The organism is Enterococcus sp. DIV0167 (genome assembly GCF_050541555.1).
Lineage (GTDB): Bacteria > Bacillota > Bacilli > Lactobacillales > Enterococcaceae > Enterococcus > Enterococcus faecalis.
In genome coordinates, this window is sequence record NZ_CP172933.1 from 1,235,185 (window position 1) to 1,253,568 (window position 18,384).

The window sequence follows — 18,384 nt, forward strand, 5'->3', positions numbered from 1 at the left end:
TCAGAAATGAAAAATCCATAGTATATTAAATGAAGAAGGAAATACTTTAGAAGAGGGTGTGATTTGCAGATGAAATGGCTCCTCGGGTTACTGATCATTTTTGCAATAATTGGCGTTGTTTTTTCTTTTTACATTGCCAATTATTTTTTGAAAATTGCGTTGCTTAAAGACAACCCTTGGTATCATAAAAAAGGGCATCGGTTATTAAATCCTGATAATTTTCAAGAACGTGAAACAAGATATACAAAAATAGAAGAACAACAAAAACAAGAAGGCGAAGCTTTTTGGACAGAGCCTTTTGCTGAAGACCGTTGGTTGAAAATTAAAGATGAAACATTGTATGCACGGTGCTTTATTCCTTATCCAGATAACCATCGTTGGGCGATTTGTGTGCATGGTTATCGTTCAAACGGAAAACGCGATATGGCATATACTGCATTACGTTTTGCAGAAGAAGGCTACAATGTTTTAGTTCCCGATTTGCGTGCGCACGGGAAAAGTTCAGGGGATAAAATTGGGATGGGATGGCTGGATCGGTTAGATTTATTAAGTTGGCTTAGTGAAGTTCTTGCCATTGATATGGAAGCAGAAATTATTTTAGTGGGCGGTTCCATGGGAGCGGCTACTGTCATGATGGCAAGTGGTGAAAAGTTACCAACGAATGTCCGCGGATTAATAGTGGATTGTGGCTACACTTCTGTTTATGATGAATTTAAATACGTCCTACATGAATCTTTTCATTTACCCGCTTTTCCTATTTTAACAATTGCTAATCAATTAGCATTAAATAACTATGGCTTTCAATTGAAAACCGCTTCTTCCGTGAGACAATTACACAAAAATACGTTGCCGACATTTTTTATTCACGGTACAGGTGATCGCTTTGTTCCAATGACAATGTTTGAAGAAAATTTAGCGGCAACTCAGGGGATAAAAAAAGGTCTCATTGTTGCTAAAGCACCACATTTATCTTCAAGTGTCTACGAACCTGAAAATTATTACAGTAGTATTTTTGAATTTTTGGAAGAAAACTGTCCTGCAGTAAAAACAACATCCGACTAAAAAAGACATGGTTTTTCATGATTCCATGTCTTTTTTTTGTCTGACTCGTTTAGTTAAATTTAAAGTGCTTAAAAAGAAAAATAACGGCGCCAAACTACCAAGGCAAAGAAACCATTTCATTGAATAAGTTAACTCTTGCTGTAAAAGAGATTCTCGTATATAGCTGAAACCTTCGCCATGGACCCGCAAATAAATATAAATGTAAGCAAAAAGAATCACTAAAGGCAAAATACAGACTTCTAATATTTCCAAAAGATAAGGAAAGGTTTTATTTAATAATTTGAGGCGTGTCTTATTCAATAGATAAGCAAAAATGAAAATTGACCATAAAAAACCAAAAAAACTAATCAAATAAAAAATCAGATTCGCACTTCCTGCGTTCATAAAAGCTTTCGGGAAAAGTAGTCTGCCGATGAATGTATTTTTAATTGTAAAAGGAACATCAAAAATGGAAATATAAAGACAAAAAAGTACTAATGTTAACAAGGCATGCCAAATCTTTTTCTCCATTTCATTTAAAAAATATCTAATTACTTGGTACATTTCCATAAACTGTCGCTCCGTGTTTGAAATAATCGTAGTTTTGACTATACCATAGCTGTGCTCAATTTTCTTGAAAAAAATACACGCAACCAGCCTCGACTATACGAAACACACAGAGTGTCTAAAAAATAAGTTGCCGATCGCATTTTTTCGCATGCTAGTGTTGCACTTCTGTTTCGTTGGTGTTTTCTAATTGATGATTTGTTGATTAAAAAAGGGCAGGAGGGAGCGTTTTTCTAGTATAATAATATAAAAGAATATAGAGAAAATCGTAGGATGGGAGTTATTCAAAGTGGCGGAGATTACAGTTAAGACAATTTCAGCGAAAGATGATTTAAAGAAGTTGCTTTTGGGTCAAGAGTATGACCACCAGCAGCCGGTTAAAAATATTTTAAAAGCTAGAACATCGAATGTCCATATTGAAAAGTACGAGGTTGTGGAGGATGTTTTTTTAAAGTTAACTGGGAAGGCGACCGTGCACAAAGATATTATGAACTCATTTTGGACAACGTATAAAATTATGTTACAACTTGTTTATCCCGATTTCTTTAGACCAGCGGAAGTAATTGGGGAAAATCAAGAAAGCTATTTAGAAAAACCTTCTGAACAGAATTTGCTTGCAGTAAATAGCAAGTATCCGCCTCATGATTCCGGGGCATCGGCTGTGATTTCGGACCGATATTTAACTTATTTTGACCAAGCTTTTCCTGACTATTTACCAAATCCTGTACCCAAAAAATATACATGGAATGAATTCCTTCTCGACAATTTTACTAAATTTGATCGAGTCCATCAGGACCCACAATTAAAGCGTTTTGCCGAACTTACCCATTCAATTGGAAACATTACAGTAGTTCCACTAGGATTTAACAGTGGAAGAAGCTTATCGTTTAAAGATTATTGGGATTATTCTTTAGAACAACTTTCGATATTTTTAGCTTCGTTTCATTCATGGGAAAGCTACGTTCATACGTATGAGATGCAACCATTTTTAAATGAACAGTATCAACCAGTAGCGCTATGGAAAAATCATTTGAAAAAAGACTCGTTTATCTTACCTCAGAATCTAGAGGAGATAAATGAATATTTAGTTCAAGTAAATCAACGAATAGAAAAAAGAGGGCAGCGAATAGTGAATAGGTTGTAATGAAATAAGAATCGACTTTTCACTAAACGTTGAAAGTCTCGAATCTTGTGCTCTTTTATTGACTCAGGAACAGAGAACGATTAAACTACTAGATTAGTATCAAAAAATAATTGCGTATAGGGATAACCAGTCGCATGTTTAAATGACTTTTAGGTCTTATGTAAGTAACAAAAGTTATTAGTACGAAGCAATCATTTTAGAAAGGAGCTTTTATGCAATTCACATTATTAAATCAAGGAAATCAAGCCTATTGGGAAGCAACCTACATAGAAGCTTTTCCAGAAGAAGAGAGACTGCCGTTTGATCAATTATTGACGTCTTCTCAAGCAGGAAAATTTCATTTGTTTGTTATTCAAGAGGCGGATGAGAACGTGGGGATTTTGTTAAATAGTCAAATTGCACCTGAAGCAACCTATGTCTTTTTCTTTGCAATTGATCAGCACCACCGAAACCAACGATTAGGTTCAACCGTGTTAGCGTTATTGAAGACACGTTATCCTAAGGGGGTTCTTTTGGAGAGTGAAGAAATTGGCAAAAATGCAGCGAATGAAGCCCAAAGAGAAAAACGTTATCAGTTTTATGAAAGAAATGGCGTGCTGGATACAGGGTATCTGATTATGGATAGAGGACTCACTTTTCATATCATGTTTGCTGGAGCATCAGGCTTCAGTGGAACGCAGCTACAGTTTTTATTAGACTTCCATCCAGTAGCAAAAATTTGGAAAAAGCCAAGTATTGATGGCATCAGGTAATTTTTATCAAATAAGTAAATTAAACAAACAAAAAAACATATGAAAGAACGGACCAATCGGTTCTTTCATATGTTTTTTATCATTAGCCTCGAAATAACTAGCGAATACCCAAAGCAATTCGTGCGTAACGGCTCATTTTATCCGTTGTCCAAGCAGGGTACCAGACTAATTTTACTTCGATATTATTCACTTCAGGAATATCTTTTAAAACACCATGGATTTGTTCTGTTAAAACATCTGCTAACGGACAACCCATTGTGGTTAAGGTCATTTTGATGACAGTATCACCAGTTTCTTCTGCAAATTCAACTTCATAAATTAGTCCTAAATTAACAATATCGATGCCTAATTCAGGGTCAATCACTGTTTCTAATGCAGTTAAAATATCTTCTTTAATTGCTTCAACTTCTTCGGTTGAACGTTGTTGAGGTTGTTCACTCATTCGTCTTCTACTCCTTTGCAAGTTGCCTCTTTACTATCATACCTTTTTTAAGAATGTTTGTAAATGAGAAGTATCTCACATGTCATGTAATTTACTGATTTATTAAAAAAGCTCATAAAATTCGAAATTCATTTTATTTTAATTGAAATCTCATTATTTTATTGACATTAGAAAACAATGAGTTTAGAATGATCGATAACAATCTAAATTTAATTTTTGGATATTTTTAAAAAACTGAATTTTCAGTCAATTGGAAATATCAAAGGGAGGATTTTATGAAAATTAAGCAGGTACATGTTAGGGCATCGAAAATTAAACTGAAAGAAACTTTTACGATCGCTTTGGGGACGATAGAATCAGCGGATAGTGCAATTGTGGAAATTGAAACAGAAGAGGGATTAGTTGGATATGGAGAAGGAGGGCCAGGCATTTTTATTACCGGTGAAACGTTGGCTGGCACGCTTGAAACGATCGAATTATTTGGCCAAGCAATCATTGGCTTAAACCCCTTTAATATTGAGAAAATTCATGAAGTGATGGATAAAATATCTGCTTTCGCTCCAGCGGCAAAAGCAGCAATCGATATTGCTTGTTATGATTTGATGGGTCAGAAAGCTCAACTGCCTCTTTATCAATTGTTAGGCGGCTATGATAACCAAGTAATAACGGATATTACACTAGGTATTGATGAACCAAATGTGATGGCACAAAAAGCCGTCGAAAAAGTCAAACTAGGTTTTGATACATTAAAAATTAAAGTCGGAACAGGAATTGAAGCTGATATCGCAAGAGTAAAAGCGATTCGTGAAGCAGTTGGCTTTGATATCAAGCTCCGCTTAGATGCGAATCAGGCTTGGACGCCCAAAGATGCAGTTAAAGCGATTCAAGAATTAGCAGATTATCAAATTGAATTAGTGGAACAGCCAGTTAAAAGACGCGATTTAGAAGGTCTAAAATACGTTACTTCACAAGTTAATACGACAATTATGGCTGATGAAAGCTGTTTTGATGCTCAAGATGCGTTGGAATTAGTTAAAAAAGGCACAGTCGATGTTATCAATATAAAATTAATGAAGTGTGGCGGCATTCATGAAGCGCTGAAAATTAATCAGATTTGTGAAACAGCAGGCATCGAATGCATGATTGGTTGCATGGCGGAAGAAACAACCATTGGCATCACGGCTGCTGCCCATTTAGCTGCTGCTCAAAAGAATATCACACGAGCAGATTTAGATGCGACATTCGGTTTAGAAACTGCGCCCGTAACTGGGGGCGTATCCTTAGAAGCAAAACCATTATTGGAATTAGGAGAAGCAGCTGGATTAGGCATTTCTCATTAAAAAAGGAGTAAAGCAAATGAAGTATGATTTAAAGTATCTTAGTGTTCCTTTGCCTGAGGAAATTCAAAGGGTGAAAGAATTTGGCGATTTTGCAAGTGCGGATATTGCCATTGATTTTTGGTTGACAAAAGAACTTCCGCAGGCATTAAAAGAACGTTTGATAATTGAAAAAGATGTCATTAAAATGATGCGTATGAATGAGTATCCTCATAGCTTTGCAAAAGCTGATCAAATGATGAGAGACACTTTTCAGGATTATCAAACAGAGGAATTAATTCGTTTAAAAGAAACGGGATTAGTGGACTGGGTTTATATTGACGGTGAACCGTATTTCCAACTTCGATTTTTGGCCAATTTAATTAAAACAAATGCGGCATATGTTGCACGTTTGCGGGAAGCAGAAAGCAATCAATTAGAAATTCTCCGCAAAAAAGAACTAAAAGAGAACATCGAACAAATGCAAAAAAACGGTGGTAGAAAAGTGAAAACAACAATTAAAGCCACCATTCAGGTGAAAAAAGAATTTGAGCGTCCAGGTAAGCGTGTTCGTGTCCATTTGCCGCTGCCCAAAGCGTGTCAACAACAATCAGAAATTGAAATCCTAGCTACGTCACCTGAAGCAACCTATATTGCGGCAGAAGATGCGCCTCAACGAACACTGTGTTTTGAAACAATCTTAAAAGAAAATCAAACGTTTACAGTTGAATATTGTTATGTTAATCGGATGGTTTACCAACAGTTAGAAGAAAATAACGTAGACAAAATGCAACCAAGCTTTGATTTAGAGGAACAGTTACCGCATATTCGATTCACGCCTTATTTAAGAAATTTAGCAGATGAGATTGTGGGCGATGAAAGTAATCCCTTAAAAAAGGCACGCTTGATTTATGACTTTGTGACGACAAAGATTCATTATTCTTTCATGCGTGAATATTTTACAATTTCCAATATTTCAGAGTATGCTGCAACTAATTTAAAAGGTGACTGCGGCGTGCAAGCGATTTTGTTTATCACGCTTTGTCGGATTGCAGGGATACCAGCCAAATGGCAATCGGGATTATATGTTTCTACACATTATACAGGCTGTCATGATTGGGCACAATTTTATATAGAACCGTACGGCTGGCTCTTTGCGGATTTATCTTTTGGCGGAGGTGCTTACCGAGACGGGGATAGACAGCGGTGGAATCATTATTTCGGCAATTTAGATGTTTTTAGAATGGTCGCAAATAGTGAGATCCAGGCAGATTTTCAGCCGGCAAAAATGCAATTGCGTGCAGACCCAATTGACAACCAGCGGGGAGAATTTGAGTACGAAAATGAGGGCTTGCCCTACGCATGCTTGATAGTTTCGCAAGAACGGCTTTCCATGGAAGAGTTGCCGTTTGATTGACACATAGGGGGAATAGTATGAAAAAGTTAAAAATGATGGGGATTATGTTATTTGTTAGTACGGTCTTGGTAGGTTGTGGCACAACAGCAGAAACAAAAATAGACGAGAAAGCAACTGAGAAAACCAGTGTCTCGAAAAAAGTTTTAAATTTAATGGAGAACTCGGAAATCGGTTCAATGGATTCTATTTTTACACAAGATGAAGCCAGTATTAACGCACAGTCCAATGTCTTTGAAGGGTTATATCAATTGGATGAAAAAGATCAACTAATACCAGCTGCTGCTAAAGAGATGCCAGAAATTTCTGAGGATGGCAAACGATATACCATTAAACTAAGAGAAGATGGCAAGTGGTCCAATGGTGATGCTGTAACAGCCAATGATTTCGTTTTTGCTTGGCGTAAATTAGCGAATCCCAAAAACCAAGCCAATTACTTTTTCTTGTTAGAAGGAACGATTCTGAACGGAACAGCTATTACAAAAGAGGAAAAAGCACCAGAGGAATTGGGTGTCAAAGCACTTGATGATTATACTTTGGAGGTTACTTTGGAAAAGCCTGTACCATATTTTACGTCCTTATTGGCATTTTCTCCATTTTTCCCACAAAACGAAGCATTCGTGAAAGAAAAAGGACAAGCCTATGGCACTTCTAGTGAAATGATTGTATCTAATGGTCCGTTTTTAATGAAAAATTGGGATCAGTCAGCGATGTCGTGGGATTTTGTGCGTAATCCCGACTATTACGATAAAGAAAAAGTAAAATCAGAAACGATTCATTTTGAAGTTCTTAAAGAAACCAATACCGTTTATAATTTGTACGAATCAGGTGAATTAGATGTGGCTGTCTTAACAGGAGATTTTGCTAAACAAAATCGAGACAACCCAGACTATGAAGCAATCGAACGGTCAAAAGTATATTCCTTACGTTTAAACCAAAAAAGAAACGAAAAACCATCCATTTTTGCAAATGAGAATGTCCGCAAAGCTTTAGCTTATGCTTTGGATAAAAAAAGTTTAGTCGATAATATTTTAGCAGATGGCTCAAAAGAAATTTATGGGTACATTCCAGAAAAATTTGTATATAACCCAGAAACGAATGAAGATTTTCGTCAAGAAGCAGGCGCCCTTGTCAAAACAGACGCCAAAAAAGCCAAAGAGTATTTAGATAAAGCAAAAGCAGAGTTAAACGGAGATGTAGCCATTGAACTTCTTTCAAGAGATGGTGATAGTGACCGAAAAGTTGCTGAATTTATCCAAGGCCAGTTACAAGAAACGTTGCCTGGTCTCACTATTAATGTCAAAACAGTTCCTTTAAATAATGCGATTGAATTAATGAGAAAAGGGGATTATGAATTGTCTGTTGGCATGTGGGGACCCGATTATCAGGATCCAATGACTTTCTTAGAAAGCTCAGTTAGTGGTAACCGTATGAACTATTCTAGCCCAACGTTTGATCAACTAATTGAAGAAGCAACAACTAAATACGCAAATGATCCTGAAACTCGTTGGCAAACATTAATTAAAGCTGAAAAAGTATTGGTGGAAGAAGATGCCGCTTTAATTCCTTTATACCAAGAGGCTCGTAGTCAGCTTATACGACCAGGTGTCAAAGGTATTCAGTATCATAACTTCGGTGCAACGAGCACATATAAGTATGCCTATAAAGAATAAATTAGTGAACAAAAGTACCTTTAGCTGAAGGTACTTTTTTTCCGATAAGAGCTTCTTTTTTGTTAATAGTCAACAATTAATAAAAAAATAATTGAAAAAGGTTGACAAAAATAATGATACTCGTTAGAATAAGCACTGTTAACAAATGAATAGCGTTTTCATGTGACTAGATAATACTAGGCATGGAAGAATTTCGTAATACAATGTGGTGTACAATGGTTACGCAACATGTTTAACGGGATTGTTCTATGCTTTTTTTGTTGTTTTCACTGAAAATGTTAGAATTACTTCTGCAGAAGAGGGTCATTTATGAAAATTAAAAAGGTGCTAAATCAAAATGCTGTACTTGTTCTTGACGAAGGACAGGAGAAAGTAGCTGTCGGTAAAGGCGTCGGGTTTAATAAGACTAAAAATGATGTCTTATCTCGACAATTGGTGGAGCGGATGTTTGTGATGGAGCCAGAAGGACTGAAAAAACTTCAAGTATTGCTATCACAAATCGAAGACAAATACTTTTTAGCGAGTGAAGAAATTATCCAACATGCTGAAACGGTATTGGGTGAAAAGTTGAATGAACATATTAATATTGGGTTGAGTGATCACATTGCTTTTGCAGCTGAAAATATTCAAAATAATATTATTGTTCGGAACAAGCTTTTAAGTGAAATTGAGATTTTATATAGTGAAGAATTTGCTATTGCTCAATGGGCTGTAGAATATTTAACACAAACCTTAGAGATTCCATTTAGTTATGATGAAGCGGGGTATATTGCAATTCATATCCATAGTGCTCGCAGCGGGCGTACTGATAATAGTAAAAGTATCCGTGAAGTTACAATCGTTTCTGAAATTATTCATTTAATCGAGCAGGAATTGGCTATTGATATTCATGATGATAAAAATAGTCTCAGTTATTCACGTTTGGTGAATCATTTACGTTTGTTTATTCATCGCTTCCAACAAAATCAATACGCTGTTTTAGATGAAGAAATTTTGGAAGTCGTAAAGAAAAAGTATGCTGAAAGCTATGAAATCTCAAAAAAAGTACAAGTCTTATTAATGAGAAATTTTCATTATCAAGTACCAAATGAAGAACTTGGTTATTTATCGATTCACATTGAACGATTAAGAATGACCAAATAATAAAAATTAAATAGTTTATGTGAGGAGTTACGTATAATGAAAGCGTATATGCAAAGAATGGGACGTTCGTTAATGTTACCAGTTGCTGTATTACCGGCGGCTTCTTTATTAGTCGGTATTGCCAACTGGATCGTGGGAACAATCGGCGCTAGTCCAGCCACAACTTTTCTAATGAATGGTGGTTTGGCTATCTTAAACAACTTAGCATTATTATTTGCAGTTGGTTTAGCGTTAGGAATGTCAAAAGATAAAGATGGATCAGCAGCATTAGCTGGTTTAGTTGCTTATTTAGTGCCAAAAACTGTTTTAGCGCCTGCTTCTATCCAAGCCATTAAAGGCTTCAAGGATATTGCTGAAGTAAACCCAGCCTTCAACAGCATGGACAACAATGTCTTTGTCGGGATTGTCGCTGGTTTAGTTGCTGCGGCAATGTATAATCGTTTCTCTGGTGTGAAATTGCCAATGGCTTTATCATTCTTTAGTGGAAAACGTTTAGTTCCTATTATGTCAGCTATTTCGATGTTAGCAATCTCAGCTGTCTTATTCTTCTTCTGGCCAGTTGTTTATAACGGATTAGTTGCTTTTGGTAAAGGAATCTCTAGCTTAGGTTTCGTAGGAGCTGGCTTGTATGGTTTCTTTAACCGACTATTAATTCCAACAGGGTTACACCATGCCTTGAATTCTGTTTTCTGGTTTGATGTTGCTGGTATCAATGATATTGGGAACTTTTTAGCTGGTCAACAAGCGTTAGATACTGGTAAAGCAATTGTAGGACAAACAGGGATGTACCAAGCTGGTTTCTTCCCAGTAATGATGTTTGGTTTACCAGCAGGCGCGTTTGCAATTTATCAATGTGCACGTCCTGAGAAGAAAAAAGTTACAGCTTCATTAATGTTAGCTGCTGGTTTTGCGGCTTTCTTTACAGGCGTAACTGAACCTTTAGAATTCTCATTTATGTTCGTTGCTTGGCCTTTATATGTTTTACATGCGGTCTTTACAGGTATTTCTTTAGCATTCGCTGCGTTTATGCATTGGACAGCTGGCTTTGCCTTTAGTGCAGGTTTTGTAGACTTCTTCTTAAGTTTGAAAAACCCAGTCGCGAATCATCCAATGATGTTGGTGGTTCAAGGACTTGTCTTTGCAGCAATTTACTACTTCGGTTTCCGTTTTGCAATCACTAAGTTTAACTTAATGACACCAGGACGTGAAGAAGGCGATGGCGAAGAAACGCCAGATGTTGCAGAAGGCGACAACAAATTTGCTTCTCTAGCTCGTCGTATTTATGATGGTTTAGGCGCTGATGCTAATGTAACTTCTATTGATAACTGTACAACTCGTTTACGCTTAACAGTGAAAGATACAGGCAAAGTGGATCAAGCAAAAATTAAAGCAACTGGGGTTCCTGGTGTGAAAGTCATTGATGACACCAATATCCAAGTGATCGTTGGTACAGAAGTACAATTTGTTGCTGACGAAATGCAACGATTATATAACCACCAAGCGCCAGCAACACCAGTCAAAGAAACACCTGTTTCTAAACCAGTTGTTGAAGAAAAAGCACCAGTTTCAACAAAAGAAACTGAATTATATTCTGTAGCGAATGGGAAAGTTATTCCTATTTCTGAAGTACCAGATGATGTTTTCTCAGCAAAAATGATGGGTGACGGTTTTGCTGTCGTTCCAACAGACGGCGAAGTTTCAACACCCGTTGCTGGTAAAATTACTAGCATTTTCCCAACAAAACATGCGTTAGGTATCCAAACAGATTCAGGCATTGAAGTATTATTACACATGGGTCTAGATACTGTTGAGTTACAAGGTGGACCATTTACATTACATGTTGAAGAAGGCCAAGTTGTAAAACAAGGCGATAAAATTGCAACTATTGATTTAGCCGCATTAGAACAAGCTGGCAAAAAATCAGATTTAATTGTTGTTTTCACAAATCAAGATATCGTTGCTCAATATGATTTGCAAAAAGCGGGTCAAACGACTTCAATGAATGATGTAATCGGAAATGTTACCGTAAAATAAAAGTAAAAAAGGGCTAGCCGTAAGGCAGCCCTTTTTTTGATGAAATTCGATAAAATTACTTGTTATTCTATTCTAGGTGAAAACGTTCAATCTTGCGAAGTTACGGTTTGTTCACAAAAAAGTTACTTTTATTAAATAAAACTAAAGAAGTAACAAAAACTTCGCTTTTTTCAGTTATTTCAAGTAACATAGAACGTATCTTAAAAGAAAAAGTTTGGATGATTCGATGCGTAGAGTAAGAAAAATAATTTATAAAATCATGCTACTTTTGTTTGTTGGTTTAGTTGCTGGTCTTGGCTATCTTGGCTATAAAATACATCAAAATGTTGAAACGGTAATGACCTTTGAAAAACAAGTAGAAGCAGAAGTCAAAAAAAATAAAATACCTGAATACAAAACATTAGCTTTAGCGATTATCTATACAGAATCTAAAGGAAAATCTGGCGATATTATGCAGAGCAGTGAAAGTGTTTATGGACAACAAGAAGTGATTGAAACACCAGAAGAAAGTATCGCACATGGCGTCAAATTTCTCGCGGAAGCGTTAGCGAAAGCAAAAGAAGCTGGCTGTGATGAATGGACAGGCGTACAAGCATATAATTATGGACTGGATTATATTCAGTTTGTTAAAGAACGTGGCGGGAAACACACGACAGAGTTAGCAGAAGAATATTCAAGAGAAGTCCTTTCACCGTTGCTAGGGAATGACCAAAATACGAAATATCGTTATTATCGTTGGCAAGCGTTAGTTTACAATGGTGGTTACCTTTATCAAAATGGTGGCAATATGTTCTATGCGGAAATTGTCAAAATGAATCGTTGGTTTATTGAAAAGTTAAATTAAAACGAGAAAAGTCTAAAGAATTCTTTCAACTTACAGGAATTTTTTAGGCTTTTCTTGCAGTTTCATGAAAATGCAAGTAAACTAGAAGGGATGTAACTGATTAATTGAAAAGGTAGGGAAAGAGCTGGATGTTGAATAAAGTCGACCTGAAAAAAGGGTTAAGTACAGAAGAAGTTGCCAAGCAGAAAGAGTTAGGCCTTCAAAATAATTATGAGGAAAATGTAGCGAAATCTACAAAAGATATTATTTTTGATAACGTCATGACGTTATTCAACTTTTTAAACTTTGCAATCGCTGTTTGTTTACTATTTGTCGGAGCGTATTCCAATCTGGCTTTCTTAGCGATTATTATTGTGAACATGTCAATCGGGATTTTCCAAGAAATTCATGCCCGTAATTTAGTTCAAAAATTATCTATTGTGGCAAAAGAAAATGTTCATGTTGTTCGAAATGGCGTACAACAAGAAATTGATACAAAAGAACTAGTTATGGAAGATATTGTTATTATCTCTGCAGGGGAACAAGTTCCTTCTGATATGGAAGTTATTGACGGTAAAGTCGAAGCGAATGAAGCGTTGTTAACAGGTGAATCAGATTTAATTGAAAAGGAAATCGGCGATACCTTGCTTTCTGGAAGTTTCATTGTTAGCGGACAAGCCTATGCCCGTGTTATCCACGTTGGTGCCGAAAACTATGCTGTGAAAATCACCCAAGAAGCCAAAGTGCATAAACCAATTCAATCAGAGTTAGTCAATTCGATTCGTAAAGTCTCTAAATTTACAAGTTGGGTGATTATTCCTCTAGGGATTATTTTATTTGTTGAAGCTTTTTGGTTAAGAGATGCTGGCATTAAAACATCTGTTGTTGCTTCTGCAGCTGCTTTGTTAGGGATGTTACCAAAAGGATTAGTACTATTAATTAGTATTGCGCTGACAACAGGTGTCATTAAGTTAGCCAAAAAACGTATTCTAGTACAAGATATGTACTCAATTGAAACATTGGCCCATGTGGACACTTTGTGTTTAGATAAAACTGGAACGATTACAGAAGGTAAAATGAAAGTGCAAAAGGCGATTATCTTGCATGACAAATATGAAGAACTCTTCCCACAGATTATCGGAAGCTACCTATCTGAAAGTACGGATAATAATATTACAATGCAAGCAATTCGTGATCATTATGAAGTATCCAATCGATTTGGCGCAAAAGAAGTCTTGGCTTTTTCTTCTGAACGAAAATGGGGAGCTATTGAATTTCCAGAAATTGGGACAGTTTATTTAGGGGCTCCTGAGCGTTTGGTAGACGATAGTCGGTTGCCAGAAGCTGTTTTTACAGCACAAGAGAATGGGTATCGCGTCTTGATGTTAGCCATTGCGGAACAACAACCGTTAAACGAAACCAAAATGCCTTATTTAGAGCCATTAGCAATTCTAGAAATTGATGATCCAATTCGCCAAAATGCCAAAGAAACACTGGCTTATCTAAAAGAAGAAGGAATCGACTTAAAAGTAATTTCTGGTGATAATCCGGTGACTGTTTCAAATATTGCTCGTCGTGCTGGGCTACCCGGTTATGAGTCTTATATTGATTTGTCGACCAAAACGACAGAAGCAGAAGTGCGTGAAGCGGTTCAGCAATACACAGTGTTCGGACGTGTATCGCCTCAGCAAAAACGAACCATTGTACGTGAGTTGAAAGACACAGAGCATGTGGTGGCGATGACCGGCGATGGCGTCAACGATGTTTTAGCGTTACGAGAAGCGGATTGTAGTATCGCTATGGCAGAAGGAGATGGCGCTACTCGGCAAATTTCTAATCTAGTTTTGCTAGATTCTGATTTTACAACGTTACCAGATGTCTTGTTTGAAGGACGGCGTGTGGTAAATAATGTAACCCGAGTTTCCAGCGTTTTCTTCATTAAAACGATTTATTCGTTTATTCTCTCAATCATTTGTGCCTTAACGGCCATTGCGTTTCCGTTCATTCCGATTCAAGTGACCTTGATTGATTTAGCAATTGAAGGATATCCAGCCTTCTTCTTATCTTTCGAAGGGGACAAACGAAAAGTTGTCGGGAAGTTTTTACCAACGGCTTTGAAAAATGCGTCTGTTAATGCGCTTTTAGTTGTAGCGAATATCATTGCTGTTTATCTGATTGGACAAAATCAAGGATTTTCTTCTTTAGACACCACGACGTTAATGTATTATTTATTAGTTGGAATTAGCTGTATGGCTGTTGTTCGAGCATGTCTGCCTTTAAATCCACTACGCATTTTCTTGGTTTTCAGTACCATTATTGGTATTTATGTAGCAGCTATGTTATTTCACAACATTTTAGAAATTGGTTTCTTAACTTCGCAAACAATGGGTCTCTTCTTTATTATGATGGCCATTAATATTGTGGTGCGTGTAACAATTGGTTTCGTACAAATGAAACGTGCTGGAAAAACAATTAAAGATTTATAAAAAACAGAGGTTGAGCTAAAAGCATTCGTCTCCAGAAATGCAGTTCTTCTTTAAATCTTGAAGGAAGTCGGAGCAAGCTTGATGTTTAACTGATTATTTTAAGAGTTAGTGTCTGAGGCAGGAGTCAGGATGACTTTTGTCCTAGATACTTTCTTTTTTTTGTTGAGTTGAAACAAGATACTTGAAAAACAGAGATTATGTGATACAATAAATCATGTGTAAATGTGTCCATTGGAATTCGCACTGAAATGACAGTGCGTTTTTTAAACGGTCAATCACATGAGTTAGCACAATGCTATTCTTAGGAGGTGAGGACAATGGCACAACGCATTCCTCAGGAAGTCATTGAGGAAGTTCGTCACCGAACGAATATAGTAGATATTATTGGGCAGTATGTCCAGTTAAAAAAATCCGGTAAAAATTATATGGGTTTATGTCCGTTTCACGAAGAACGTTCCCCTTCATTTTCAGTAGCAGAAGACAAACAAATTTTTCACTGTTTTGGCTGCGGGAAAGGTGGAACTGTTTTTAATTTCTTGCAAGAAATTGAAGGCATTAGTTTTCCAGAATCCGTGAAACGTGTTGCAGATTTGGAACATTTATCTGTGGACTTTGATTGGTCAGAGCCGCGTGAAGTAGCGGATACCCCAGAACACCAACAAAGACGGAGTTTGTTACAACTGCATAGTAAAGCCGCAGAACTTTACCATCATATTTTAGTGAATACTAAAATTGGCGAACCCGCATTAAACTATTTATTAGAGCGGGGGTTAACACAAGAACTAATTGAGACCTTTCAAATTGGATTTGCGCCGCAAAAACGTGATTTCTTAAGTCAAGTTTTTAAAAATGAACAACTGGATGAAACGCTTTTTGAGCCTTCTGGGCTGTTTGTCCAAAGAGATAACGGTACGTTTTTGGATCGTTTCTATCAACGAATCATGTTTCCAATTAATGATCCCCAAGGCAATGTCATCGCCTTTTCTGGTCGCTTGTTAAAAACAGCTGATTTTCCAGGAGATGAGATGCCTAAATACTTGAATAGTCCTGAAACAACACTTTTTAATAAGCGAGAAACGCTGTTTAACTTTGATAGAGCCAGAAAAGAAATTCGTAAAGAAAATACAGTATTGCTTTTTGAAGGATTCATGGATGTTATCGCTGCTTGGCAATCAGGCGTAAAAAGTGGGGTGGCTTCAATGGGGACTAGTTTGACCAATGAACAAATTCGGCGTTTGGAGCGGGTCGCTAAGGAAGTAGTTATTTGTTACGATGGCGATAATGCCGGTGTTCAAGCCACAAACCGTGCGATTCAATTATTGCAAGAAAACAGTCATTTTGACTTGAGTATTGTCAGCATCCCTGAAAAGCTGGATCCTGATGAATATGTGCGGAAATATGGCGCAGAAGCTTTTCAAAATTTAGCCAATCATGGCCGAGAAACAGTTTTTAGTTTTAAAATGAATTATCATCGGTTAACTAGAAACATGAATAACGAAAAAGAACAATTGGATTATGTGAACGAATTGTTACGGGAGTTAACCAATGTTCAATCTCCTTTGGAACGTGATCGTTATTTAAACCAAATTGCTCAGGAATTTCAACTTTCTGTTCATAGTTTGGAAGAGCAATTCAATCAATTGAAGCAGGAGCAACGTTCAGTCCAACGGCAAGAAAGGCAACAATTTTATCAAGATGAAATGATGCCACCACCAATGGAAGAACCTGTTTTTGAAGAGAATCACGTCCAGAACAAGTTACCGTTAACCCAAGTTCAAAAAGCAGAACGTTCATTATTATTTCGTTTAATGAATGAACAAGGAGTACGGCAAACCGTTCAACAATTGCCAGATTTTTCGTTCGCTCATGATGAATACCAAGAATTATATTTCTTGCTAGAAAGTTATGCGACACTGCATCAAAGTTTCGACATTGCCGATTTTATTAATTTCTTGCAAGATAATCAAACCAAACAATTAGCAATTGAAATTGCGTATCAGAATTTATCGGAAGAAAGCTCTGAGCGAGAAGTTGCCGATTTATTACATGTAATTGCCTTATCAAGTATTGCAGAGGCAATTGAGCAGAAAAAGATTCAACAGCAAGAAGCAAAACGAGTGGGCAACCAACAGCTTGAAGCCGAATTAACAATGGAGATTATCCAATTGGCTCGACAGCTTAAAGCTCAACGAACATTTACTTAAGCAATAAATGAATAGAACTAAGCGTTTTGTTCATTTTATTTTGATAAGTCCCAGTGATTTATCAGTTATTTCAAGCGTGAACCGAAAAATGAAGGGGGCCTTCTTTCATGGAAAAAGAAACAAGTAAAAAATATGAAGCTGCAGTGGCAGCATTTATCAAAGAAAACAAGCCTAAAGGAACAGTGGTTTATGATGATTTAGCGAATCAATTAGCCACACCGTATACTTTGGATGCAGAAGCTATGGAAAAATTGATCCAAAAAGTTGAAGATGCTGGTATCAGCGTGGTCGATGAAAATGGAGACCCAAGTGAACATAGCTTGAAAAAAGATGAAAAAGAAGCGGAAAAGGCCCAAGCAGAAGACTTATCTGCGCCAACAGGTGTTAAAATTAATGATCCCGTGCGTATGTACCTAAAAGAAATTGGGCGCGTTCAATTGTTAACTGCCGCAGAAGAAGTTGAATTGGCACTTAAAATTGAAGAAGGCGATCAAGAAGCAAAACAACGTTTAGCAGAAGCCAACTTACGTTTGGTTGTTTCAATTGCCAAACGATATGTAGGTCGTGGTATGCAATTCTTGGATTTAATTCAAGAAGGTAATATGGGCTTAATGAAAGCTGTTGAAAAATTTGACTACCGTAAAGGATTCAAATTCTCTACGTATGCTACTTGGTGGATTCGTCAAGCGATTACGCGGGCAATTGCGGACCAAGCTAGAACGATTCGAATTCCTGTTCACATGGTTGAGACAATCAATAAATTGATTCGGATTCAACGCCAACTATTGCAAGATTTAGGTAGAGAACCAACGCCAGAAGAAATTGGTGCGGAAATGGATTTACCAACAGAAAAAGTTCGTGAAATCCTAAAAATCGCACAAGAGCCAGTCTCTTTAGAAACACCAATTGGTGAAGAAGATGATTCACATTTAGGTGATTTCATTGAAGACCAAGATGCTACCAGTCCTGCTGAACATGCAGCTTATGAATTGTTAAAAGAACAACTAGAAGATGTTCTGGATACTTTAACAGACCGTGAAGAAAATGTTTTACGTTTACGTTTTGGTTTAGATGATGGTCGGACACGTACGCTAGAAGAAGTCGGAAAAGTTTTCGGTGTCACTCGCGAACGTATTCGTCAAATTGAAGCAAAAGCGTTAAGAAAACTAAGACATCCTTCTCGTTCAAAACAATTAAAAGACTTTTTAGAATAAACATACCGTTTAGCGGCTCTTTTCGTGCATGCGAGAAGAGCCGCTTTTGTTTTTTAAAAAGTCTCTAAATGTCATTGCTAGTTATTGGAAGAAGGCGCAAGTTGTGGTAAATTAGAAGTAATGGAATATTA

At 36.9% G+C, this 18,384-nt stretch carries 14 protein-coding genes; 12 read left to right on the plus strand and 2 right to left on the minus strand.

Annotated features, from left to right (window positions below; translation table 11 throughout):
• Window positions 1–69: 69 nt before the first annotated feature.
• Window positions 70–1,062: an alpha/beta hydrolase gene (locus tag IGM09_RS06055; protein ID WP_025192043.1), complete on the plus strand. Its 993-nt coding sequence runs from the start codon at window positions 70–72 to the stop codon at window positions 1,060–1,062.
• A 15-nt stretch (window positions 1,063–1,077) separates the two neighbouring features.
• Here IGM09_RS06055 and IGM09_RS06060 read toward each other — a convergent pair whose 3' ends face one another.
• Window positions 1,078–1,611 (minus strand): hypothetical protein, encoded by a 534-nt coding sequence (locus tag IGM09_RS06060; RefSeq protein WP_002360384.1) that lies wholly within the window; start codon window positions 1,609–1,611, stop codon window positions 1,078–1,080.
• 286 nt (window positions 1,612–1,897) lie between these two features.
• Here IGM09_RS06060 and IGM09_RS06065 point away from each other — a divergent pair, with 286 nt between their 5' ends.
• Together IGM09_RS06065 and IGM09_RS06070 are read left to right on the plus strand one after the other, a co-directional pair.
• The gene (locus tag IGM09_RS06065; RefSeq protein ID WP_010713420.1) at window positions 1,898–2,752 is read left to right on the plus strand and encodes a hypothetical protein; all 855 of its coding nucleotides are present in this window, start codon (window positions 1,898–1,900) and stop codon (window positions 2,750–2,752) included.
• Between the two features lie 212 nt (window positions 2,753–2,964).
• Window positions 2,965–3,504: a GNAT family N-acetyltransferase gene (locus IGM09_RS06070; protein WP_010713419.1), complete on the plus strand. Its 540-nt coding sequence runs from the start codon at window positions 2,965–2,967 to the stop codon at window positions 3,502–3,504.
• A gap of 97 nt (window positions 3,505–3,601) precedes the next feature.
• Here the strand turns inward: IGM09_RS06070 and IGM09_RS06075 are convergent, their stop codons facing one another.
• Window positions 3,602–3,946, minus strand: a complete 345-nt coding sequence (locus tag IGM09_RS06075) for a metal-sulfur cluster assembly factor (protein WP_002357660.1) — start codon at window positions 3,944–3,946, stop codon at window positions 3,602–3,604.
• A gap of 275 nt (window positions 3,947–4,221) precedes the next feature.
• Between IGM09_RS06075 and IGM09_RS06080 the strand changes: the two genes are divergently transcribed.
• The 9 genes from IGM09_RS06080 to rpoD all read left to right on the plus strand — a co-directional run bounded on the left by IGM09_RS06080 (window position 4,222) and on the right by rpoD (window position 18,253).
• Window positions 4,222–5,286: a dipeptide epimerase gene (locus IGM09_RS06080; protein ID WP_002377472.1), complete on the plus strand. Its 1,065-nt coding sequence runs from the start codon at window positions 4,222–4,224 to the stop codon at window positions 5,284–5,286.
• A 16-nt stretch (window positions 5,287–5,302) separates the two neighbouring features.
• Window positions 5,303–6,679 carry a transglutaminase-like domain-containing protein gene (locus tag IGM09_RS06085; protein ID WP_033624959.1) on the plus strand — a complete coding sequence of 459 codons (1,377 nt, stop codon included), beginning with the start codon at window positions 5,303–5,305 and terminating at the stop codon, window positions 6,677–6,679.
• Window positions 6,680–6,696: 17 nt separating this feature from the next.
• Window positions 6,697–8,349, plus strand: coding sequence for a peptide ABC transporter substrate-binding protein (locus tag IGM09_RS06090; protein ID WP_010710403.1), 1,653 nt, complete (start codon window positions 6,697–6,699; stop codon window positions 8,347–8,349).
• A gap of 309 nt (window positions 8,350–8,658) precedes the next feature.
• Entirely contained in the window at window positions 8,659–9,492 is an 834-nt protein-coding gene (locus IGM09_RS06095; RefSeq protein WP_002357655.1) for a PRD domain-containing protein, read from the plus strand.
• Window positions 9,493–9,528: 36 nt separating this feature from the next.
• The gene (nagE, locus tag IGM09_RS06100) at window positions 9,529–11,526 is read left to right on the plus strand and encodes an N-acetylglucosamine-specific PTS transporter subunit IIBC (RefSeq protein ID WP_002408521.1); all 1,998 of its coding nucleotides are present in this window, start codon (window positions 9,529–9,531) and stop codon (window positions 11,524–11,526) included.
• 226 nt (window positions 11,527–11,752) lie between these two features.
• Window positions 11,753–12,370, plus strand: a complete 618-nt coding sequence (locus tag IGM09_RS06105) for a lysozyme family protein (RefSeq protein WP_002357646.1) — start codon at window positions 11,753–11,755, stop codon at window positions 12,368–12,370.
• 128 nt (window positions 12,371–12,498) lie between these two features.
• Window positions 12,499–14,835, plus strand: coding sequence for a cation-translocating P-type ATPase (locus IGM09_RS06110; RefSeq protein WP_002357645.1), 2,337 nt, complete (start codon window positions 12,499–12,501; stop codon window positions 14,833–14,835).
• 317 nt (window positions 14,836–15,152) lie between these two features.
• Window positions 15,153–17,039, plus strand: a complete 1,887-nt coding sequence (gene dnaG, locus IGM09_RS06115) for a DNA primase (protein ID WP_033624960.1) — start codon at window positions 15,153–15,155, stop codon at window positions 17,037–17,039.
• Between the two features lie 107 nt (window positions 17,040–17,146).
• Window positions 17,147–18,253 (plus strand): RNA polymerase sigma factor RpoD, encoded by a 1,107-nt coding sequence (rpoD, locus tag IGM09_RS06120; protein WP_002360364.1) that lies wholly within the window; start codon window positions 17,147–17,149, stop codon window positions 18,251–18,253.
• The last annotated feature ends 131 nt before the right edge of the window (window positions 18,254–18,384 follow it).